Genomic DNA, 20,893 nt, shown 5'->3' on the forward strand with positions numbered 1-20,893 from the left:
ATGGAAGCAGTCGAACATTCTCCTAACACGCCTTTAGAATATCAGACGGAAACAGGCCGTCTGAATATTCTAGGGTTCTGGATTTTCCTCGGTGCAGAGATCGCGCTCTTTTCAACACTGTTTGCGACCTACCTAGTATTAGTAGGACGTACTGCAGACGGTCCTGGCCCAGCAGAGCTTTTTGAAATCTCAGGTGTGTTAATTGAAACATTCTTGCTACTAACAAGTAGTTTTACTTGTGGACTAGCGATTCATTATATGAGAAACCACTCGCTTAAAGGCGTGTTTGTCTGGATTGGGATTACACTAGCACTTGGTCTAGGATTCCTAGGCTTTGAAATATATGAGTTCGTGCATTATATCCATGAAGGTGCTGCACTGACAACAAGCGCGTACTGGTCAGCATTCTTTGTTCTTGTTGGAACTCACGGTGCCCACGTGACATTGGGAATTGGATGGATTATCTTGATTCTCATTCAATTAAAACAGCGTGGATTAACACCAGATACATCAAGAAAGGTCTTTATTTCAAGTCTTTATTGGCACTTTCTTGACGTTGTGTGGATCTTCATCTTCACGGCAGTCTACTTGTATGGGATGGTGATGTAAGATGGCCTCTAACAACGAGCAGACAAACAGTCATAGTCACTTTCCATGGAGCCACGTCGTAGGATTCGGTCTATCGATCGTATTAACGTTATTAGCTCTCTGGATTGGTTTCTACTCAGGTTTTAGTCTCACAACAATCATGGTGATTGTCGTAGGACTTGCACTAGTGCAAGCAACCATTCAACTCTTAATGTTTATGCACATTACTGAGAGTGAAGATAGTACTGTTCAAGTTGGTACGATTCTATACGCCGTTTTTATCGCTGTTGCGGTTGTGGCAGGAACGATCTGGGTTATGTCATTCGGCATGCATTATATGTAAATAAAAAAGCTTTATTCAAAAGATATGCTGTTTTAAAAGTGGTAGCTGATTTTCGCTCCAGGATCCTCGCTTTCCGCGGGGCGGGCGGTGAGCCTCCTCGGCGCGTAAGGCGCGCCTGTGGGGTCTAACCTGTCCCGCTAATCCTGCAGGAGTCGAGCATCCTTTCGCTCCAATCAGCTAAGTGTTTCTTTTAATACATCTATTAAAAACAACAAACTTTTAGAAAAAAGCCAAATAAATAAAGCTGTTCACCTGGAAATGGTGGACAGCTTTTTTGTATTATTCTTTAGTTGGTGACATCTTCTTCGCAAGTGAACGTTCCTTAAGGAAAGGACGTGCAAAGATGAGATATGCAGCAAGGTGAGCGAACAGAACATTAATGACAAATAGTGAGATAAAGAGTGTATGTGCTGCTGGAGTCATACCGCCACCGATATAGAAGATTAGCAGAGCCCAAATCGTTACAATGAATGGAATGTGAGCAAGTGCAAGCTTTCTATAATCCTGCCACAGAAACAACGGTGTAGCTGTAATGACGAAAAGATAAACCATATAGACATCCATAAGTGAACAACTCCTTTAATTGATACCGCTTACAAATTATTTATGTGTCGAAACTAAGAATAATTTGTGAATGTTTTGTTACAATTAGTATACCACAATTGTTTGAAAATTGTACACATATTTGAGATTTATTCGTCCTAACTTTATGCTGTAAGTAGATGTAATAGAAAGTGGGACGAACAATGAAAAGGATCATATTACTTATTATATGGGTTGGATTTATTTTCTATTCAGCATTTATAGCACCAGATGGGAGTGGTAGCTATTTATCTGACTTACTAACGATGAATGAACCAGATCCAGGCTTGCTTGCTATGTTTTCATTGCTTGGGGTTTGGCCAGCTGTATTTTGTATTCTGCTTCTTCGGTCTGATCAAGGCTCTGTACCAGCATGGCCTTTCGTTCTTGGTTCATTTGCTCTAGGAGCTTTTAGCTTACTGCCTTATTTTATTCTAAACAGGAAAGTAGAACGAGCAAATCGAATACCTGAGAAGGTACAGCGACTTCTTTCATCCAAAGTGCTTGCCGTAATTCTTATGCTACTAACGATCGTACTAATGGTGTATGGCCTTGTAGCAAGAGAGCCCGGTGTTTATGAAAAAGCATTTCTTGAATCGAACTTTGTTCATGTTATGACAATTGATTTCGCAGTGTTAACAGTACTTTCGATCATCGCGTTACGCGATCGAGATCAAGTATCAGGACTTGCAGGCATCCTTCCAATTATAGGACCACTCATTGTTACTATGAAAAAACAACAAACGATACAGGAGGACTACCATGCGTAAACTTGAAAAACATGAAGTAATGGATGCCATTCGACTTTCCGAATATGCATTTCAATATCATGTCCCTGAAAAGGATTTAGAAAAACGGAAAGCAGCTTACCTAAAACATGAGATGTGGGGAGACTTCGATGGCGATGATCTTGCAGCCAAACTTCACCTTATTAACTTTAAGACGTGGATCGCCGGAAAACAGTTTGCAATGGGCGGAATTGCCTCAGTTGCTACATATCCCGAATATAGAAGGGGAGGACGAGTTGCGAAGCTTCTTCGTCATGCTTTATCTAAGATGAAAAACAAAGGACAAAGCATTTCTTACCTACACCCATTTGATATTTCGTTTTACCGCAAATTTGGTTTTGAAGTTCTGAGTAGTTGGAAAAAGCTCAAATTGAAAAAAGAAGACTTTAAGCCATTACCTTGCGTAAGTGGAAAAGTGCGCCGAATTCCGCTAGAGCAAGTGTATGAGACGCTTAACCCAGTATACGAAACGTTCGCCAATCGCTTTAACGGAATGCTCGCTCGAACGGAGGACTGGTGGAAAGAACGCGTCTATTCTGAAGGTTTCTTATTTGCAAGCTATACAAATAGAAGTGGAGAGATAACTGGCTACGCATATTATCAAATAAAAGACCATTCGCTTGAAATAGAGGAATTCGTCTGTCTAGACGGCGAAGCTAGACGTGGTCTCTGGAATTACTTTTGTCAGCATGACTCCATGATTGATAACGGTACGCTCCTTACGCATGAAGGTGATCCTTTCCCTTTTCTCCTTGCCAATCCAAAAGTGAAAACAAAGGTAGAAGCCTATTTCATGGCTCGAATCGTAGATGTAGAATCTTTCCTAACTGACTATCCCTTTACACTTGATCAAAATGAATCACTCTTCTTACATATTAATGATGACCATGCAGAGTGGAACAACGGAAGCTTTCATATTAAGAGTGATGGAGTGGATATTTACCGTGGCGATAAAGTTAACGCGTCATGTGAACATCCACCAAAACGTGGACTCCGCTGTTCAATCAATACACTTACAGCTATTTTAACTGGGTATCAGAAAGCTGAGTTTCTATATGAAGCAGGGTTGTTGGAAGGTTCTGAGAAAGACTTGGAGCTTTTGAAGAAGATTGTGCCTGAGAGGGAAACGAATTTTATGGACTTTTTCTAGAGTGAGAGAGAACCTCTATTCCTAAACGTTTAAGGAATAGGGGTTTTTTGTTTAGGTTGCATTTGTTTTGAGAGATATGAAATGGTGAGTATACTTGGAGAGCTTCGTTACCGGGTTTTAGCGGTTCTGAGTTATCAATAAATTAAAAATTTATTTGGTGGACATAAAGGCAGCAAATCAACGCTGAATTAATAAAAATTAATAAAATATATTAATTTTCTTATGAATAGTATGTTTAACTTTTCATGTTAACTGGTAATAGTACTTATGAAAAGGATTGAAAAAATGATTGTTTATGAATGGTTCATCCTTTTACGCTTTATTTGACAAGATACCCCCATGGGTATAAAATGACGATGTGGTTAACAAAGAAATATTATATTTTTTTATTTCATCTCATACCCACATGGGTAATGATGAGATGGATTGATTTGGGGAATAAGTAATACTCAAGGAGGTAATGAACATGAAGGAAATTAAACCAGAAGATGTAGCAAAAAAAGTAAAAAATAATGAAAATCTAAGCATTATTGATGTGCGTGAGGACGAAGAGGTAGCACAAGGTAAGATTTCAGGTGCAACTCATATTCCTTTAGGTGAATTGCCAGACAGATTAGATGAAATTGATCAATCCAAAGAACATATCATGGTATGCCGTTCAGGCGGACGAAGCGGTAAGGCTTATCAATTGTTAGATGAGAAAGGCTACAACGTACGAAATATGACAGGCGGCATGCTTGAATGGAAAGACGATGTAGAGAAATAAAGGAGGATTCATGATGAGCTTAGTAGCAAATGAAACCTTGGACGCAAAAGGATTAGCGTGTCCGATGCCGATCGTTAAAACCAAGAAAGCAATAAAGAATCTGGATCCAGGTCACGTCATCGAAGTACAAGCAACAGATAAAGGATCAACTGCTGATATTAAAGCTTGGTCAGAATCTACAGGACATCAGTATTTAGGCACTGTAGAAGACGGAGAAGTTCTGAAGCACTATATAAGAAAAGCAAGTGAAGAAGAAACATCTGAGGAAAAGAAGCATGAAAATGTTCTTGATCTAGACGGTCTTCGTAGCAAATTAGATGGTGAAGAAAATATATCGATCTTGGATGTACGTGAACCTGCTGAATATGCGTTCGGACACATTCCAGGCGCGGTGAACATACCCCTGGGGGAACTAGAAGAACGTTTCAACGAACTTAACCAGGATGGGGATATTCACGTCATATGCCGTACTGGTAACCGTAGTGATTTAGCTGCTCAAAAACTAAGTGAAAAAGGTTACAAAAATGTGAAGAACGTTGTACCGGGCATGTCCGACTGGCAGGGCCCAACAGAGAAAAGTAATTAATTACACTTTATTTAAATGGAGGAATTTAAGATGGCTAATACAAAAGTAGCAATTATCGCAGCGAATGGAAGTCTTTTTGACGCATATAAAGTATTGAATGTGGCAACAGCCGCTGCAGCGTCTGATGCAGAGGTAGGTATCTTCTTTACTTTTGAAGGTCTTAATTTGATCCATAAAGAAGGTCACAAGAATTTAGCAATTCCTGAAGGAAAAGAGCATTTCCAAGAAGGCTTTGAGAGAACGAATGTACCATCAATCGAAGAGCTTATTGGTATCGCGCAAGAATTAGATATTAAATTAATTGCTTGCCAAATGACAATGGACGTTATGAATCTTGAAAAAGAAGACTTCGTTGATGGAATTGAAGTTGGTGGCGCAGCATCGTATATCGATTATGCGAAGGATGCTAATATCTCATTAACATTCTAAGTATAAGGAGGATTCTATCTTGTCTGTAAAGACGATTACAACTAACGAAATAGCAAATAAAATTGTGAATAACAAAGAGACCACAATCCTTGATGTTCGAAACACCGATGAATTTGATGATTGGAAAATTGAAGGCGGAAATGTGCACGTCATTAACGAACCATACTTTAACTTACTAGATGGTATTGAAGATGTAGAAGATAAACTTGGTAAGGATCAGGAAATCATCGTAATTTGTGCTAAAGGCGGTTCATCGCAAATGGTGGCGGAAATGTTTGATGAAGCTGGCTTTACAGATGTTTATTCTCTTGAGGGCGGAATGAAAGCTTGGAGTGAACACTTAGAGCCAACGAAGATTGCAGATCTAAATGGTGATGGAAGCCTTTATCAATTCGTCCGTCTAGGAAAAGGGTGTCTATCATACTTTATTGAGTCTGATGGCGAAGCCGCGATTGTTGATACAAATAGAATGATTGATATTTATGAAAAATTTGCAGAAGAAAAGGGTGTGCAGATTAAGCACTTAATCGATACCCACCTACATGCTGATCATATTTCTGGTGGGCGTAGTCTTGCAGAAAAAGTTGATGGAACGTACAACCTTCCTCCAAAAGATGCAACAGAGGTTACGTTCGACTACACACCGCTTGAAGAAGGAAACGATATTGTCGTTGGCAATACAACTGTGAAAGTACAGCCGATCTATTCACCAGGTCACACAATTGGGAGCACGTCACTCATTATCGATGATCAGTATCTTCTAACTGGCGATATTCTATTTGTAGAATCAATTGGACGTCCTGACCTTGCTGGTAAGGCTGAAGACTGGGTTGGAGATTTGCGCAATACGTTATACAATTGTTACAAAGAGCTTTCAAATGACTTAATCGTATTACCTGCTCACTTCTCATTTTCTAGTGAGTTAGGTGAAGGTGGACAAGTATCTGCGCGATTAGGAGATCTTTATGAGAAAAATTCAGGTCTTCAAGTAGATGATGAAGAGGAATTTAGAAGCATGGTAACAGACAATCTTCCGCCACAGCCAAATGCTTATGAAGAAATTAGAAAAACGAACATGGGGAAAGTTACCCCTGATAATGAAGAACAACGTGAGATGGAAATTGGACCAAACCGCTGTGCGGTTCACGGATAATAAGGAGGATAATCATGGAATCAACTAAAGTATTAGACGCAAAAGGTCTGGCATGCCCGATGCCAATCGTGAAAACAAAGAAATCAATTCAGGAATTAAACTCAGGAGAAGTACTTGAGGTGCATGCAACAGATAAAGGTGCAAAAAGTGACATCGCAGCTTGGGTGAAATCTGGTGGTCATGAACTTCTTCAAGATACAGAAGAAGATGGCGTACTAAAATTCTGGATTAAAAAAGCATAAATAAATAAAAAATAAGGGCCCACAGGGTCCTTATTTAAATGATAAGAAGGTGAAAATGATGGAAATGGACTATAGTATTTATTTCTTAACCGTCATCTTTCTAATCGGTTTCGTCGGTTCATTCGTCTCAGGAATGGTGGGAATTGGCGGATCGATCATCAAATATCCAATGCTCCTCTATATTCCAGCTTTCCTAGGATTATCAGCGTTCACTGCCCATGAAGTTGCAGGTATTAGTGCGGTGCAAGTCCTATTCGCTACAATCGGTGGTGTATGGGCATATCGAAAAGGCGGTTATTTAAACAAAACATTAATACTCTATATGGGTGTTAGTATTCTGATCGGTAGCTTTATCGGTGGATTTGGCTCCAAATTCATGACAGATGGCGGAGTAAATCTCGTATATGGGATATTGGCTACAATTGCTGCTATTATGATGTTCATTCCGAAAAAAGATATCGATGATATACCGATGGATCAAGTGACTTTTAACAAATGGTTAGCTGCTACCTTTGCATTTCTAGTTGGTATTGGAGCTGGAATCGTCGGTGCAGCCGGTGCGTTTATTCTTGTACCGATCATGTTGTTGGTTTTAAAGATCCCAACTCGAATGACAATTGCATCATCTCTTGCGATTACATTTATTTCTTCCATAGGTTCGACGGCAGGTAAGGTTTTTACAGGACAGGTCCTGTTTATCCCGGCAGTCGTGATGATCGTCGCAAGTTTAATCGCATCACCACTAGGAGCGAACTTCGGGAAGAAAGTAAATACGAAGGTTCTCCAAATTATATTAGCCCTATTGATATTAGGTACTGCTATTAAAATTTGGGTAGAGCTTTTAGGATAATAACTGGTGAAATACTCATACCGCTACCCTTTCTTTTTAGAAAAAGGTAGCGGTTTTTAGTACCGATTTGTGTTTGGAATAAATTGTTCTTATATGTTCTTAAGGAAATGCATGAAATCTGCATAAAGTACGGGGACAGTGTTAATAACATGTTGCAGAGGTGAGTTGATATGAGTGATTACAAAGAAAATAGTCTTTCCTTAATTGGAGCAATTGGTTTAGGTACTGGCGTGATGATTAGTGCCGGTATATTTGCATTGCTTGGTCAAGTTGCTGAACTTGCTGGTATGTGGTTCCCTTTAATCTTTATCGCAGGAGGAATTGTGACGGGATTCAGCGCTTACTCTTACGTCAAGATGAGTAATGAGTACCCTTCAGCAGGTGGAATAGGAATGTTTCTCGTTAAAGCCTACGGAAAAGGAACGTTAACTGCATCGGCTGCTATGCTGATGGCTGTTTCTATGGTTATTAATCAGAGCCTTGTTGCACGAACATTTGGTACGTATACGCTACAAATTTTTAACGTTGATCAATCAAGTTATCTCGTACCATTGCTAGGTGTCGGATTATTGCTTTCCGCTTTCCTTGTGAACATTTTAGGGAATAGCTTTATTCAAACATTTACATCGATCGTTTCTCTACTTAAGATCATTGGTTTAGTTATTTTTGCGATGGGTGGATTATGGGTCGCGGGGTTTTCAATCACTCCAGCAGAGGGCGGAACCAGTACTCCCGATTCAACGATTGCAAGCTTAATCGCTGCCGTGGCCTTAACAATTCTTTCTTTTAAAGGCTTTACTACTATTACCAATAGTGGGTCTGAAATCGTAAAGCCTAAGAAAAACGTGGGACGAGCAATCATCGCTTCAATCCTGATCAGTTTACTAGTTTATCTGATCATTGCATGGGCTGTATCGAGCAACCTTCCGTTGAGTGACATTATTAAAGCGAAAGACTACTCCTTAGCAGAAGCAGCGAGACCAGCTTTTGGGGAATATGGTGTTTGGTTTACAGTTGCAATCGCCATTATTGCAACGATTTCTGGTATTATCGCAAGCGTTTTTGCAGTCTCTCGAATGCTGGCGATGTTAACAGACATGAAGCTTATTCCACATAAGCATTTCGGAATGCCAGGACGTATTCAAAAGCACACTCTGGTCTATACAGTCGTACTCGCAATGGTGTTAGCAGTCGTATTTGACCTAAGTAGAATTGCTTCAGTCGGGGCTATTCTATATCTCGTGATGGATATGATTGTTCACTGGGGAGTCTTAAAACATCTTCGTGAAAAGGTAAATGCGAAAGCTGGTATTGTCTGGACTGCTTTGATCCTCGATGCCATTGTATTGCTCGCTTTCATGTGGATGAAAGCTACTACTGACTGGTTGATTGTAGTCGTATCAATTATTTTTATCGTATTTATTTTTGTTGGAGAACATTTTTTCTTGAAATACAGACAAGAAGAGGAGTAGAGCGTTAAGAACTTTAAGAAAGTTAATTAAAATGATGAACGGTGGGGCGTTTTCTTGGTTTCAGCATCCTCTTTATTCTTATTATTATAGCAATTGTTGTTGCCTTCTAGATGCGAACACCAGAGAGTAATAAATCAACAAAAGATTCAACAGTAACGCTAAAACAACAATTTGCTACAGGTGAAATAACATAAGAAGAGTACAATCAATTAAAAAGGAAACTGAATAACTAATTTTTAACGTGTAAGTTAGAAGGGGCTCATTCAATAAAGAGTGAGCTCTATCTTTTGCATCTGTGTATCTTAAAAGTCTGGTGCTTCTTGTACTGCAGCTCTCCAAATGGTTGAAATTCATGGAAAATCCATATTCTACCTTTATTTATTATATATAACCGGAGTTTTACATTTCCACTCGTTCCATGTTGAGTCATTTGTCGCTAGTTCAGCCATAAAATGAGCAACGTTAATTCTACTAGTTTTACCAGCATTAAATAGTGGACTTCTTACCGGAGATTCATAAACGTCATATGCACTTTCTTTTTCATCATTGACTAATGTATCCGGTCGAACTGCAACCCATGCGATATTCTTGTCTTCTTTATCAAACATGGTAATTAGATAATCTGCAGCTTTGATATTATCACGATGTGGAGGAAGCAAAAGTTTCAGTGATGAAAGGATTATTTTTTCTCCTAAAGCATTTTTCTCTCTGCTCAAAGAGTTCGTATAACCTGTTGTACTCATAAGTATGAGTTTAACCTTTTTGCTATCAATCTCTTTAATCAACTCACTAATTCTTTTTATCGCATCAAATACTAAATGATGTGGTTTACCAAACATGCCTCTGAAGGTAACATTGTGCCCCAGACAAGAAATCACGACAGTACAATCACAGATAAGATCAGTTATCTCCTTAATTCGTTGATGTTCCCCTTCATGATTTCCACGAGAAGGTTTTCTTTTATATCTTCAGAAAGAACGGCACTTTCTCTAATTAGAATACGAGTATTTACTTGTCTTTTGATTAATTGCCTGACGACATGTGTTCCAGTAGCGCCGCTTGCCCCTAAAACTAGTACCCTCATATTTGATCTCCATTTCATATTGGATTTAATTTATATTGTATTCAGTTCTAACACAATAAGAAATACAACCAATATTTTCTTAAGGAATTCTTACACCCTCAACTCTTCGTAAGTTTCACATAAGTTCCCGCTATAAAATCATGAATCCCTCTATGATCTTTTCTTAAACCAACCATGAACACGTTGACAAGATTCAGAATGAGAGTGGCTATTCCTCCTACGACAACGTAAGAAATCAATTCAGGTGCCTTTGAGTCTAAGAGTTCTATCTCACTTTCACTAAGAGCATTTGAACCTATTAGAGAAGTATAAGGAATATCATCAACCATTATCACCATTAGCAGAGCCGCAATAATAAAAGGTGAAGCGAGGACAATGCCTGCGAGTAAATGACGTCTTATCATTGTCCAAAGGTTGACTCTCTTTCCGTTAATGCGATTAATTTGTACACCTACTAATTTCTTTCCTACTGTGTAACCTACCCAAATCACAGGCAAGAGAATATAATAGGAGATTTCAATGAAATCAAAAATAAGCAATTGCTCTCCATTTACGATTGAATCAAATATGACACTAACAATAACTAATAGAATACCGTCTAATACATTTCCAAACCCGCGTCTTATAGCACCGGCTGGTCTGTCGATCACTATTTCCTTTTCCATATCTCCACGTCCAATCTATTTCTTTTTAGGTTCTATTTCTATATTGATATACTTATTATAAGATTACTACCATTTTTCAGAAAATGTTTAGTCAATAGAGGGGATATGGTGAATCTATTTTCTGAAAAAGCTAAGACAATCTCTTAAATGGAATAACAAGATAACAACAATTCGATACACAAATTCCAATTTTAGCAGAGTTTGATACATGTTATACACACCGCATTCTCTCGCAATCGGTAAGAAAGTGAATCTGGATACAAGGCGTAAGAAAGTATATTTTAGAATAGAGCCAAATAAAACCAAGGGAACTTCACATAGAAGTTCCCTTGGTTTATTCATCAGTAATTAAAACCAACTTTCCTTAAAAAACACACTTAGCTGATTGGAGCGGAAGGAGGGTCACCACCAGTTCCGTGGGAAATCAACCACAATTCATATCTCCACAAGCTCTTTAATAAATGAAATTAAAACGGGTTCGTTGCCCACTGCAAGGATTGTTTAATGAATATACGCGGGTGCAATTTCAGCTGTCCAACCATGTATTCAGCAAGATCTTCAGGCTGCATGTATTTCTCTTTATCTTGCTCAGAGAGCTTGTCTCCGAAGGCGAGTTCTGTTGCAACAAGGCTTGGGTTAAGGGTGAAGACACGAATGTTATTTCTTCGTACCTCTTGCATGAGGGCTTCTGTCATTCCTTGGATTGCGAATTTCGAAGCACTGTATGCAGTTGAACCAGAAGTTCCTTTAAGACCGCTGCTTGAAGAGATGTTGATAATATCTCCACCATCTTTCTCGATCATTTGTGGCAGAACTGCGCGAGTGACGTGATAGGTGCCATACACATTAACTTCAAATGTGTGCTTAAAGTCTTTTGGGTCAAGTTCTAAGAAAGGTCCATATAATCCAATGCCAGCATTATTAATTAGGATGTCAGCTGAACCAAGATTCTTTTTTAATTCAGCAACAGCTTGATTCACTTCCTCAATTTCAGCAATGTCGGCAGTGGCAACGCTAGCCTGAACCCCAAGCGCTTCTGCTTCACTCGCAACTTCTTTCAGCTTGCTTTCTGTTCGTGCGATTAAGCCTACGTTTACACCTTCTCTTGCAAGTTCTAGAGCCGTAGCGCGTCCGATACCGCTACTTGCGCCTGTGATGTAAGCGATTTTTCCTTTAATTGCTTGTGCCATTTCGAATCATCCTTTCTAGTATCTTATCCCTTTTAGTGTACGGTTTGGAGAATCAAGTTTCAAAGATAAGGGATGGTTAGTCCACCTTTTTCGAATACTCAGATGTTTAGTCGTACCAAAAATCGGTAACAGTCATTAGGAAAGCAAATACAAGAAAATGGTAATGATCAGGCAATAAATCTGGAACACAAAAGGAGTTTTTTACATCATGCGTAATCACTTAAAACAGTTCATTAATGGTGAATGGGTTGAATCAACTGGTTCAGAAACACATGAAGTAATCAACCCAGCGACAGAAGAAGTAATTGGTAAAATTAGTTTAGGTACAAAAGAAGATTTAGATAAAGCGGTAGCGGCTGCTCGTGCGGCATTCCCTTCTTTCTCTAAGACAACAAGAGAAGAACGTGTTGAAATGCTTGAGAATATTGCAGCAGAGTATGCTAATCGTAAAGAAGAGATCATTGACGTTATTACGGAAGAACTAGGTTCGCCTCGTTCTATTTCAGAGAAAGTTCACTACAATATGGGCTATAACCACTTTTCTGAGGCAGCAAAAGCATTGAAAAATTTCTCTTTCTCAGAAGATCGTGGCGATCATACGGTTGTGAAAGAATCAATCGGTGTTAGTGGACTGATCACACCTTGGAACTTCCCAACTAACCAAGCATCTACGAAGATTGCTAGTGCATTTGCGGCAGGTAGTCCAGTCGTACTGAAACCTGCAGAGATCACGCCATTTGCAGCAATTATTCTAACAGAGATTTTTGAAAAAGTAGGAGTTCCAAAAGGCGCATTTAACTTGGTAAACGGTACGGGTGAAACGATAGGTGATGGCATTAGCTCACACCCTGATATCGACTTTGTATCCTTTACAGGTTCAGCAGGTGTTGGTGAAAAAGTTATGAAAAATGCAGCAGAAACAATCAAAAACGTAGCGCTTGAACTCGGAGGCAAATCTCCATTCGTTATGTTAGAGGATGCTGATGTAGAAAAGGCAGCCAAAGCAGCTGTCAGTCATATCGCAACAAATACTGGTCAAGTTTGCTCAGCAGGTACAAGAATGATTATCCCTTCTTCTAAGAAAGAGGCATTTGAAGAAGCTGTGAAAAAAGTTCTTCCAGAATTCCCAGTTGGTGATCCACAAGATAAGAACTATGTAGGACCACTCGTGTCGCAAAAACAGTGGGATACTGTTCAATCTTATATTCAAAAAGGAATCGATGAAGGTGCGACGCTTATCGCTGGCGGAACTGGTAAGCCAGAGGGAATTGAAAAAGGTTATTTCGTTAAACCAACCATCTTTACTAACGTGAAAAATGACATGGTTATCGCACAAGAAGAAATCTTTGGACCAGTTATGTCGATTATTACGTACGAAACAATTGATGAAGCAATTGAAATTTCAAATGATACAGTGTATGGCTTAGCGGGTTATGTCTTCGGTGAAGATAAAGAATCGCTACGTAAAGTAGCAACAAGCATCCGCGCCGGTCGTATTAAAGTGAACAATGCTGAGCTCGATTTCGCTGCTCCATTTGGTGGCTATAAGCAATCAGGTATCGGCAGAGAATGGGGAGACTTCGGAATCGAAGAGTACCTTGAGAAGAAAGCGATTCTTGGGTATCCAGCATAAGATGATGATATAGGAAAACATGATTAAGAGCAGCTGTCGAATGGCAGCTGCTCTTTTTTTTGGCTCTTTTCGTAGCCATTGTTGCTATAAAAGTAGTGGTAGATTTCCGCTTCAGGATGCTCGCTTTCCGCGGGGCGGGCGCTGAGCCCCCTCGGCGCATAAAAACATTGCGCCTGTGGGTCTCGCCTGTCCCGCTCATCCCGCAGTAGTCGAGCATCCTTCCGCTCCAATCAGCTAAGTGTTTCCTTTTTACAAAAAACCTTTTAAAAGCAACAATCTCTTAGGAAAGAGCCTTTTATTATTTCAATTGATCATAAAGAGTTAACCTCAACAATTACAAGAAAATGGTAAAGTAATGGTAGCCTAAGTAAGGAGGTGCGACATGTTTCTCTTTTTCCTTATTATCGTCAGCGGTGTTGTAGGATTTTTATTAATAAGCTTACAAGAGGTTGGACTGATAATTGGATTTGCAATCATAGTAGGTTGTTTGATTCGAGGGCTCTATTTGCTTCATGAAATCAATCGCAAGCTAGATCGAGAAAAGGTGGAGTAGTTTGTAGGTTATCCCGATATAAAATTGAAGTATATCCTAAGGTAAATAATCAATGAGTTAGAGGTGTTCAATTGAAAGAGTTCAATCTTCAAAAAGAGACAGCTAGATTAATAATAAGACCATTAAGAGTAGAAGACTATCACAATTGGTTACACGAATTTAATGCGAGGTATGAAGCTCAACATGAGTTTGATCCTGGGAAGTTGGATATGAGTGAATGTACGGAAGAATGGTTTATAGCATTAGTACAGAAGCATCAAGAACTTGCGATGAGGGACGAGGCTCATGTGTTTGGGATTTTTCATAAAGAAGATGGCACACATATTGGAATGGTTGATTTCTCAACGCTAGCTAGAATGAGCTTTCAGTGGGCAAGAATCGGTTATACGATACATAATCAGTACTGGAGAAATGGTTTTGGAAAAGAAGCTGTCTCTGCAGCGCTTGAGGTAGCTTTTCGTGATTTGAAGTTTCATAGAATCGAAGCACATATTAATTTGGAGAATAGACCTTCAACTAAGCTTGCTGAAAGTGTTGGGATGGATTTTGAATGTGTGAGGAAAGGATTTATTTTTGAGGGAGAGAGTTGGACGGATCAATTAGTGTATGTAAGCAATAGTGAAATTTAAAAGTGGCCATCCTTTTAACCAGGATGGCCACTTTTTTTTACATTGCTTCTTGCTTTCCTTCTTGATCATTTTGTCCTGAAGAACGCTTGATCATTGAAGCTACTACGAAAATAGCAGCTAATACGATCGCAACGATAACAAGGAACAAAATATTAGAAGATAGAACTTCCATCAAGCCACCTAGAATGAGTCCAACTACGGCGAAATCTGAATCTCCAAAAGTTGTCCCTTGGAATCCTAATGAGCCAAGGACTGGAAGAAGAAGAGCTGGCAAGAAGCTGATCATTAAGCCGTTTGCCATTGAGCCAAACACGGCTCCTTTTCGACCACCAGTAGCATTTCCGAATACGCCTGCTGCTGCACCTGTAAAGAAGTGAGGAACGAGGCCTGGGACAATCACTTTAAGTCCCATAAGTGGTAGAAGGAACATGCTAATAAGTCCTGCTACGAAACTGAAGAAGAATCCAATAATGACGGCATTGTTCGCAAATGGGAAAACGGCTGGGCAATCAAGCGCCGGGGTTGCGTTAGGTACGATCTTATCTGCGATTCCTTTAAAAGCAGGGACGATTTCAGAAAGAAGCATTCTAACACCAGCAAGAATGATGTATACACCCGCTGCGAAAGTAAGTGCCTGCATAAATGAGAAGACTAGAAAATTCGTTCCACCGCTTAGCTCTGATTCAATGAACGAAGGTCCTGTGAAGAGAGCGACGACGAAGAAAAGAAGAGCCATTGTAAGTGAAACTGACACAGATGTGTCACGTAGGAAATTGAGTGATTTTGGAACTTTAATTTCCTCTGTAGATTTTGAGTTTTTACCTACAGCTTTACCTACAACTGCTGCGATTAAATAGCCGAATGTGCCAAAATGGCCGATGGCGAAATCATCACTACCAGTGATTTTTCTTGTATACGGTTGCAAAAGAGCAGGTAAGAGAACCATAAGAGCTCCGAGAATAATAGAACCAGTTATGATCATAGTAGCTCCAGTAAAGCCACCGGTTGAAAGAATAACAGCAATGAGGCATGCCATGAACATCGTGTGATGACCTGTTAAGAAGATGTATCTAAAAGGAGTAATACGTGCAAGGATAATGTTCACAACCATACCGAATAGCATAATCATGGCTGTTTCTGCACCAAATGCATCCTGTGCTAAGGCAACGATTGCTTCATTATTCGGGATAATCCCTTGAATTTCAAAGGCGTGATCAAACATGCTACTGAAGTTATTAAGGGAGGCGACAAGCACGCCAGCGCCTGCCCCCAGAATAACAAATCCCATAATGGTTTTTAATGTACCTGAAATGACATTTGCTATATCTTTCTTTTGAAGGAGAAGGCCGATAAGGGCAAATAACCCTACAAGAATCGCCGGTGTCCCCAGGATATCTCTCATAATAAGATCGACCATGGTTTATGCCTCCTTCAAATTTGCTTCAATCGCCGTCCTTAGCTCTTTTTTGTCCATCAGATTGTTAAGCTTAATAACATTTCGATTGCCATCTTCTAAGTTTTCAACGATTTCTGTCGATCCTAAGAAGAAATCTGCCGTTTCTGATTTACTCGTTGTGAGATCCGTATGATCAACCTCAGCTTCAATACCAAGATCGTTTAAGATTGTTTTTACGTTCATTTCTACGATAAAGCTGCTTCCTAGTCCATTTCCGCATACAACAAGAATTTTTTTCATTTTCATTCTCTCCTTTTAGTTCGAGTATTTTGATACGAGTTTAATAATGTCTTTTTTTTCTTTAGCGCCATAAATCAAGTCTAGATTTTCTTCTTCAGATAATAAATCTGATAATTGGGCAAGAGCTTTAAGGTGTGTTTCGTTATCAACTGCAGCGAGTACAATTAACAATTTCACCTGATGCTTATCTTTAGATGAAAAGGATACTGATTCATCTAATCGAAGCAAGCTCATTCCTACCGTATTGACACCCTCTTCAGGTCGAGCGTGAGGTATGGCAATACCAGGTGCAATAACAACATAAGGTCCCAGGTCTTCAACATTTTTGATCATCGCATCAATATAAGTTGAACTGATTTGCTCTTTCGTTAGCAGCGGTAAAGCTGCTGTTTTAATCGCTTCTCTCCAATTTTCGGTATGTGATGCAAATTGAATCGTTTCTTCGTGAAGTAAGTCATTTAACATAGGTTTTTCAAACCTTTCTATTGAGGAGGTGGCTGTTGTTGGTGCGAACAATTGATTTAATTCGTTCTTTAATTCTTTCTCGTTCGTAATGGTGCCGTATTTTTTCATGATTTCCATTATAACGTCTGGAGTAGGTGCAGTTTGGTCGTTAGGTGTAGATTGCACTTCTTCAATCCAGTGAAGAATCTTCTCTTTTCCCTGCTGTGTCAGAATCGGACTGACAGTAAGTACTGGTAACGATTCATGTTGAAGTGGTGAAGTAGAGAAGATGTAATCAACTTCATAGTGGTTGTTTAAGAATTGTCTTCTTGAAACCGTTCCGATTACTTCAACGTTTGTCAGAAGCTTTTCTAGTTGACCTCTTAGAATGTTAGAAGTTCCAATTCCCTTTTCACAAACAATAATCGCTTTACCAAATGTTACGCCAGAAATCTCTTCCTTCTGCATCCACGCACCAAAATGCATTGCTAGATAGGCTAATTCGTCATTTGGTAGTTTCTGAGATAGCATTAATTCAATTGGCCAGACAGCACGCTTTGTAATAGAGAAAACCTCTGGGTATTCCTCTCGAACAGATGCTGTCAGTTCGTTTGTTGTAGGAACGTTATACTTTAAGCGGTAATAGGTTGGTTTAAGGTGAAGAAAGAGCGCTTCTTCTAGTTCCTCTCGTTGTTCAAAAAGTATACAAGCATAGACCTGGAATTCGTGAATGATTTCACTAACTACTTTTCTGAGCTTCTCAATCTCAAGGTTTCCTACCGTACTTACTTCTGAATAGTTCACCCTTGATCCAAGTAGTTGCATCGTGATGAAACAAATCTCGTCTACCGATAGAGAGAGTTTGAATTGATGTTCTAATTCTGCAGCAATTCGCTTCGCTGCTTCGAATTCTATCGTTAAGGAGACGGCTTGTTTTTCATCTGGATCAAGCTGAATACGGTGCTCACCTTTTAAACGTTGAAGAAGTACAACGAGCTGAATAGCTAGAACTTGAATCGTCTCATCTGTTAACTCGACCTTTAAGACCGGCTCTATATTCATAATGATTTGCTTCATTGGAAATAGATTCGAATACGTACTACCTTCATCATTCTGTATCATCGGATACAGAATGTTCGTCATTTCAGTTAACTGCTCGTTTGTTAGAACCTCAGTAATGAACCGACTTAAAATTCTGCGCTTATTCTCTTCTTTTCCTTCAACAATGTAACCTTCAGATCGTTCAAATTGTAAGGCTAGATCCTCTTCTTTTAATAGTTTCTTAACTAGTTTTAAATCTTTTGAGACTGTACCTCGACTAACCTGTGTGCGTTGAATGAAGTCCTGCATAAACACAGGTTGATTTTTCGTAAGAAGTTCTACACCAATTAACGTTACTCGTTCCATTTGAGAGTAATGGTATTGCCATTCATTTAACTCCTTCATCAAATCCGGAACGGCTTGTTTGGTTTCTTCTGGAAGATAATAGCCTAATCCTTGCTTGGTTTGGGTAATAGGAAGATTATTCTCTTCTAACCAATCATTAATCTTCTGCAAGTCATAATGTACTGTTCGTTTTGATATACCTAGCTGCTCCATGATCTGGTCGACGGTGACTAAATCAGTTGCGTGAATAAGTTTCGTTAATAGAAATGTACTTCTTTCATCAAGTGGCATGGAGATCTCCAACTCCCTTACAGTTGCAAAATGATACGGATGAAACAAATCATGATTTGATAGTGCTTAGTATATCGCTTACATTACAAAGATGAAAGGGTTTGCAATGTTCAGTTTTTGTGATTAGGACATTTGCAAAACTGAACACATGTGTAATTTGAATAGGAGAAAGTTTATTTAAGGAAAATATGGCTAAGGATAAAGGAATGAAATGGTTATTACTATTTTAGTAGAATTTGTTGTATGTGGTTTAAAAAGGGGTTTGTAGCCACATTTCTAAGTTGATTGTAGCGGAAGATGCTCGACTCCTGCGGGACTAGCGGGACAGGTGAGACCCCACAGGAGCGTTAGCGACGAGGAGGCTCACCGCCCGCCCCGCGGAAAGCGAGCATCTGCAGCGGAAATCAACCACTACTCTTTTAGCAAAAGCAACAAAAATAAAAAGTCCTGCTCCCTGGCAGGACTTGCTAACTGTACGATAAGGTTGACGAAGAGTGCAGGCGAGGCGTAATTTCCTTTACTAGCTCATCACCTTTGTCTTCTGCATATAAATCGAGCAAATTCTCAGCGATCTTTTGTTCAACTTCATAGGTAAGGCCAGTATGATAGTCGATGAGGAAATACATCTTACCGTCTTCATAGACACCTGACAGCAGCTCATACTTATCATGCTCGAAGTGTACTTCTGTGCCATACTGAGTCATTTCAAGATAGGTCTCAAAAGGGGTAATGGGAAAAGCTTTTACTTTGTTCATATTCATCCTCCTGATCAAATAGTCGTTTTCTATAGGAAGTCTAACCAAATAGTAATCTATTTATACATATCAATAGATTGAAAGAGTATAAGTTCTTACTTGGCTCTTTTCTAAAAGGTTGTTGCTTTTGAAAGAATTTCTTATATAAAAAGCCACACTTCGCTAATTGTAGTGGAAGGAGGCTCACCGCCCGCCCCGCGGAAAGCGAGCATCCTGGAACGGAAATTAACCCACGCTTATAGCAACAATGTATACGAAAAGAGCCTTTTACTTACATTATTTTTCTGTGAGATACTTTCTGAAGCTATTACTTTGACATCTTTTAATTTCTGCTGTACCTTAATTCCTAGTTATTATATATGAATTATCTAGATTTGATGTATGAGGAGGTTAACCATTGAAGAAAGTCTGGTCGAGTTATATAAACGCTTCATTAATTCTGAAGATAACCGTTGCACTTATATTGGGAACTGCGGTTGGGTTAGTTTTTGGTGAGGATGCAGCTGTATTAGCGCCACTTGGTGATCTATTAATCAAGTTGCTATCATTTCTTATTATTCCCTTAGTTCTCTTTACGTTAATTGTGGGAGTTAATCAAACGAAACTATCGAACTTAGGCAGCATGGGTGGTAAGGTATTCCTTTATTATTCGTTAACATCTGCATTTGCCATTATTGTTGGGTTAACTGTTGCAAGTTTGTTTGATCCGGGAACAGGATTATCACTTGATCCTGACCAATCGTTTGAAGTTCCTGAGAATCCAGGTATTATCAGTGTTCTATTAAACATTGTCCCGTCGAATATTGTGACAGCTTTTAATGAAATGAATTTACTTGGAATCATCTTTACTGCATTTGCTTTTGGAATTGCGATTTCTTCATTAAGAACATCAGAAAATCATGCTGAGTTAGGGGAACATGTCTACAAAGTTATAGAAGGATTGAATGAAGCTACTTTTAAAATCATGAACGTAGTTCTTCAGTACGTTCCAATCGGTATCTTTGCGATTATTGCCAAGACGATCGGCAACCAGGGGATAGATACGATTCTCTCTTTAGGAAACATGATTGCTGTTCTATATATTGCGTTAGTCGTACAAGTTGCCATCTATGTGGTCTTCCTAGTCTTTTTCAAAGTTAGTCCAAAAGAGTTCTTTTCTAAAGCCCGTACGCCATTGATTACGGCTTTTGCTACGCAGAGTAGTTCCGGTACATTGCCATTAACGTTGAATGCAGCAAATGGTCTAGGGCTACCAAAAAGCTTGTACGGGTTTAGCTTGCCGCTGGGCGCAACAATTAATATGGATGGCGCTGCTATACGAATTGCGATTTCAGCAGTGTTTGCAGCAAACGTTGTTGGAGCACCGCTAAGCTTTACTGATATGCTCATGATTGTAATCGTCGGCACACTAGCCACAATCGGTACAGCAGGTGTTCCTGGCGCTGGAATTGTGATGATTGCAACTGTTTTTGCACAGGTTGGTTTACCTATGGAAACCGTCGCGTTATTAACAGCTGTTGATGCATTAGTTGGAATGGGCGCTACAGCGTTGAACGTAACAGGAGATCTTGTTGGGGCAACGATTATTGGTCGGAAAGAAAAAAATAAGCAGTAGATC

General features: G+C 39.4%; 24 protein-coding genes. 15 read left to right on the forward strand and 9 right to left on the reverse strand.

Features of this window, described 5'->3' with window-relative positions; translation table 11 throughout:
* Both qoxC and qoxD read left to right on the forward strand, forming a co-directional pair.
* The gene (qoxC, locus tag AB986_RS10925) at window positions 1-609 is read left to right on the forward strand and encodes a cytochrome aa3 quinol oxidase subunit III (RefSeq protein WP_048311197.1); all 609 of its coding nucleotides are present in this window, start codon (window positions 1-3) and stop codon (window positions 607-609) included.
* 1 nt (window position 610) lies between these two features.
* Window positions 611-931 (forward strand): cytochrome aa3 quinol oxidase subunit IV, encoded by a 321-nt coding sequence (gene qoxD, locus AB986_RS10930; RefSeq protein ID WP_048311198.1) that lies wholly within the window; start codon window positions 611-613, stop codon window positions 929-931.
* Window positions 932-1,210: 279 nt separating this feature from the next.
* Here qoxD and AB986_RS10935 read toward each other — a convergent pair whose 3' ends face one another.
* A complete protein-coding gene (locus tag AB986_RS10935; RefSeq protein ID WP_048311199.1) occupies window positions 1,211-1,495 on the reverse strand; it encodes a spore morphogenesis/germination protein YwcE in 285 nt (94 codons plus the stop codon).
* A 182-nt stretch (window positions 1,496-1,677) separates the two neighbouring features.
* Here AB986_RS10935 and AB986_RS10940 point away from each other — a divergent pair, with 182 nt between their 5' ends.
* The 9 genes from AB986_RS10940 (at window position 1,678) to AB986_RS10980 (ending at window position 8,949) form a co-directional block, all read left to right on the forward strand.
* A complete protein-coding gene (locus tag AB986_RS10940) occupies window positions 1,678-2,283 on the forward strand; it encodes a hypothetical protein (RefSeq protein ID WP_048311200.1) in 606 nt (201 codons plus the stop codon).
* Window positions 2,276-3,451 (forward strand): GNAT family N-acetyltransferase, encoded by a 1,176-nt coding sequence (locus AB986_RS10945; protein WP_048311201.1) that lies wholly within the window; start codon window positions 2,276-2,278, stop codon window positions 3,449-3,451. The genes AB986_RS10940 and AB986_RS10945 overlap by 8 nt, the downstream gene beginning before the upstream one ends.
* 466 nt (window positions 3,452-3,917) lie before the next feature.
* The gene (locus tag AB986_RS10950) at window positions 3,918-4,217 is read left to right on the forward strand and encodes a rhodanese-like domain-containing protein (protein WP_201779278.1); all 300 of its coding nucleotides are present in this window, start codon (window positions 3,918-3,920) and stop codon (window positions 4,215-4,217) included.
* Between the two features lie 13 nt (window positions 4,218-4,230).
* Window positions 4,231-4,803: a sulfurtransferase TusA family protein gene (locus AB986_RS10955; protein WP_048311203.1), complete on the forward strand. Its 573-nt coding sequence runs from the start codon at window positions 4,231-4,233 to the stop codon at window positions 4,801-4,803.
* A 30-nt stretch (window positions 4,804-4,833) separates the two neighbouring features.
* Window positions 4,834-5,232 carry a DsrE/DsrF/DrsH-like family protein gene (locus AB986_RS10960; RefSeq protein WP_048311204.1) on the forward strand — a complete coding sequence of 133 codons (399 nt, stop codon included), beginning with the start codon at window positions 4,834-4,836 and terminating at the stop codon, window positions 5,230-5,232.
* A gap of 19 nt (window positions 5,233-5,251) precedes the next feature.
* Complete coding sequence (locus AB986_RS10965) at window positions 5,252-6,385, forward strand: MBL fold metallo-hydrolase (RefSeq protein WP_048311205.1); 1,134 nt, start codon at window positions 5,252-5,254, stop codon at window positions 6,383-6,385.
* A 14-nt stretch (window positions 6,386-6,399) separates the two neighbouring features.
* Window positions 6,400-6,627 (forward strand): sulfurtransferase TusA family protein, encoded by a 228-nt coding sequence (locus AB986_RS10970; RefSeq protein WP_048311206.1) that lies wholly within the window; start codon window positions 6,400-6,402, stop codon window positions 6,625-6,627.
* A 64-nt stretch (window positions 6,628-6,691) separates the two neighbouring features.
* A complete protein-coding gene (locus AB986_RS10975) occupies window positions 6,692-7,477 on the forward strand; it encodes a sulfite exporter TauE/SafE family protein (protein WP_048312804.1) in 786 nt (261 codons plus the stop codon).
* 170 nt (window positions 7,478-7,647) lie between these two features.
* A complete protein-coding gene (locus AB986_RS10980; protein ID WP_048311207.1) occupies window positions 7,648-8,949 on the forward strand; it encodes an APC family permease in 1,302 nt (433 codons plus the stop codon).
* Between the two features lie 374 nt (window positions 8,950-9,323).
* On the opposite strand, the gene AB986_RS10985 is transcribed toward AB986_RS10980, so the two are convergent.
* The 4 genes from AB986_RS10985 to AB986_RS10995 all read right to left on the reverse strand — a co-directional run bounded on the left by AB986_RS10985 (window position 9,324) and on the right by AB986_RS10995 (window position 11,888).
* On the reverse strand, window positions 9,324-9,827 hold the full coding sequence (locus AB986_RS10985) for an NAD(P)H-binding protein (RefSeq protein WP_236690370.1): 504 nt from the start codon (window positions 9,825-9,827) through the stop codon (window positions 9,324-9,326).
* Between the two features lie 26 nt (window positions 9,828-9,853).
* Window positions 9,854-10,033: an NmrA family NAD(P)-binding protein gene (locus tag AB986_RS22730; protein WP_236690371.1), complete on the reverse strand. Its 180-nt coding sequence runs from the start codon at window positions 10,031-10,033 to the stop codon at window positions 9,854-9,856.
* A gap of 98 nt (window positions 10,034-10,131) precedes the next feature.
* Entirely contained in the window at window positions 10,132-10,698 is a 567-nt protein-coding gene (locus tag AB986_RS21165; protein ID WP_053216137.1) for an RDD family protein, read from the reverse strand.
* Between the two features lie 467 nt (window positions 10,699-11,165).
* A complete protein-coding gene (locus AB986_RS10995) occupies window positions 11,166-11,888 on the reverse strand; it encodes a 3-ketoacyl-ACP reductase (protein WP_048311208.1) in 723 nt (240 codons plus the stop codon).
* A 208-nt stretch (window positions 11,889-12,096) separates the two neighbouring features.
* Here AB986_RS10995 and AB986_RS11000 point away from each other — a divergent pair, with 208 nt between their 5' ends.
* The 3 genes from AB986_RS11000 to AB986_RS11005 all read left to right on the forward strand — a co-directional run bounded on the left by AB986_RS11000 (window position 12,097) and on the right by AB986_RS11005 (window position 14,703).
* Window positions 12,097-13,521 (forward strand): aldehyde dehydrogenase family protein, encoded by a 1,425-nt coding sequence (locus AB986_RS11000; RefSeq protein ID WP_048311209.1) that lies wholly within the window; start codon window positions 12,097-12,099, stop codon window positions 13,519-13,521.
* A gap of 382 nt (window positions 13,522-13,903) precedes the next feature.
* Entirely contained in the window at window positions 13,904-14,074 is a 171-nt protein-coding gene (locus tag AB986_RS22365) for a hypothetical protein (protein WP_161797364.1), read from the forward strand.
* Window positions 14,075-14,145: 71 nt separating this feature from the next.
* Complete coding sequence (locus AB986_RS11005; protein ID WP_048311210.1) at window positions 14,146-14,703, forward strand: GNAT family N-acetyltransferase; 558 nt, start codon at window positions 14,146-14,148, stop codon at window positions 14,701-14,703.
* Between the two features lie 37 nt (window positions 14,704-14,740).
* Here the strand turns inward: AB986_RS11005 and ulaA are convergent, their stop codons facing one another.
* The 4 genes from ulaA to AB986_RS11025 form a co-directional block, all read right to left on the reverse strand.
* The gene (ulaA, locus tag AB986_RS11010; RefSeq protein ID WP_084006518.1) at window positions 14,741-16,120 is read right to left on the reverse strand and encodes a PTS ascorbate transporter subunit IIC; all 1,380 of its coding nucleotides are present in this window, start codon (window positions 16,118-16,120) and stop codon (window positions 14,741-14,743) included.
* A 3-nt stretch (window positions 16,121-16,123) separates the two neighbouring features.
* Window positions 16,124-16,399: a PTS sugar transporter subunit IIB gene (locus AB986_RS11015; protein WP_048311211.1), complete on the reverse strand. Its 276-nt coding sequence runs from the start codon at window positions 16,397-16,399 to the stop codon at window positions 16,124-16,126.
* Window positions 16,400-16,414: 15 nt separating this feature from the next.
* Window positions 16,415-18,520 (reverse strand): BglG family transcription antiterminator, encoded by a 2,106-nt coding sequence (locus AB986_RS11020; RefSeq protein ID WP_048311212.1) that lies wholly within the window; start codon window positions 18,518-18,520, stop codon window positions 16,415-16,417.
* A gap of 467 nt (window positions 18,521-18,987) precedes the next feature.
* Entirely contained in the window at window positions 18,988-19,275 is a 288-nt protein-coding gene (locus AB986_RS11025; RefSeq protein ID WP_048311213.1) for a hypothetical protein, read from the reverse strand.
* A 397-nt stretch (window positions 19,276-19,672) separates the two neighbouring features.
* Here AB986_RS11025 and AB986_RS11030 point away from each other — a divergent pair, with 397 nt between their 5' ends.
* Window positions 19,673-20,890, forward strand: coding sequence for a dicarboxylate/amino acid:cation symporter (locus tag AB986_RS11030; RefSeq protein ID WP_048311214.1), 1,218 nt, complete (start codon window positions 19,673-19,675; stop codon window positions 20,888-20,890).
* Window positions 20,891-20,893: the final 3 nt, after the last annotated feature.

Origin of the sequence: Guptibacillus hwajinpoensis, assembly GCF_001039475.1 — a bacterium.
Classification (GTDB): Bacteria; Bacillota; Bacilli; order Bacillales; family Guptibacillaceae; genus Guptibacillus; species Guptibacillus hwajinpoensis.

Excerpts from the sequence above, each read along its gene's own strand:
- qoxC (WP_048311197.1), top strand. The coding sequence starts at position 1 with ATGGAAGCAGTCGAACATTCTCCTAACACGCCTTTAGAATATCAGACG.
- qoxD (WP_048311198.1), top strand. The coding sequence starts at position 611 with ATGGCCTCTAACAACGAGCAGACAAACAGTCATAGTCACTTTCCATGG.
- AB986_RS10935 (WP_048311199.1), bottom strand. The coding sequence starts at position 1,495 with ATGGATGTCTATATGGTTTATCTTTTCGTCATTACAGCTACACCGTTG.
- AB986_RS10940 (WP_048311200.1), top strand. The coding sequence starts at position 1,678 with ATGAAAAGGATCATATTACTTATTATATGGGTTGGATTTATTTTCTAT.
- AB986_RS10945 (WP_048311201.1), top strand. The coding sequence starts at position 2,276 with ATGCGTAAACTTGAAAAACATGAAGTAATGGATGCCATTCGACTTTCC.
- AB986_RS10950 (WP_201779278.1), top strand. The coding sequence starts at position 3,918 with ATGAAGGAAATTAAACCAGAAGATGTAGCAAAAAAAGTAAAAAATAAT.
- AB986_RS10955 (WP_048311203.1), top strand. The coding sequence starts at position 4,231 with ATGAGCTTAGTAGCAAATGAAACCTTGGACGCAAAAGGATTAGCGTGT.
- AB986_RS10960 (WP_048311204.1), top strand. The coding sequence starts at position 4,834 with ATGGCTAATACAAAAGTAGCAATTATCGCAGCGAATGGAAGTCTTTTT.
- AB986_RS10970 (WP_048311206.1), top strand. The coding sequence starts at position 6,400 with ATGGAATCAACTAAAGTATTAGACGCAAAAGGTCTGGCATGCCCGATG.
- AB986_RS10975 (WP_048312804.1), top strand. The coding sequence starts at position 6,692 with ATGGACTATAGTATTTATTTCTTAACCGTCATCTTTCTAATCGGTTTC.
- AB986_RS10980 (WP_048311207.1), top strand. The coding sequence starts at position 7,648 with ATGAGTGATTACAAAGAAAATAGTCTTTCCTTAATTGGAGCAATTGGT.
- AB986_RS22730 (WP_236690371.1), bottom strand. The coding sequence starts at position 10,033 with ATGAGGGTACTAGTTTTAGGGGCAAGCGGCGCTACTGGAACACATGTC.
- AB986_RS21165 (WP_053216137.1), bottom strand. The coding sequence starts at position 10,698 with ATGGAAAAGGAAATAGTGATCGACAGACCAGCCGGTGCTATAAGACGC.
- AB986_RS10995 (WP_048311208.1), bottom strand. The coding sequence starts at position 11,888 with ATGGCACAAGCAATTAAAGGAAAAATCGCTTACATCACAGGCGCAAGT.
- AB986_RS11000 (WP_048311209.1), top strand. The coding sequence starts at position 12,097 with ATGCGTAATCACTTAAAACAGTTCATTAATGGTGAATGGGTTGAATCA.
- AB986_RS22365 (WP_161797364.1), top strand. The coding sequence starts at position 13,904 with ATGTTTCTCTTTTTCCTTATTATCGTCAGCGGTGTTGTAGGATTTTTA.
- ulaA (WP_084006518.1), bottom strand. The coding sequence starts at position 16,120 with ATGGTCGATCTTATTATGAGAGATATCCTGGGGACACCGGCGATTCTT.
- AB986_RS11015 (WP_048311211.1), bottom strand. The coding sequence starts at position 16,399 with ATGAAAAAAATTCTTGTTGTATGCGGAAATGGACTAGGAAGCAGCTTT.
- AB986_RS11020 (WP_048311212.1), bottom strand. The coding sequence starts at position 18,520 with ATGCCACTTGATGAAAGAAGTACATTTCTATTAACGAAACTTATTCAC.
- AB986_RS11025 (WP_048311213.1), bottom strand. The coding sequence starts at position 19,275 with ATGAACAAAGTAAAAGCTTTTCCCATTACCCCTTTTGAGACCTATCTT.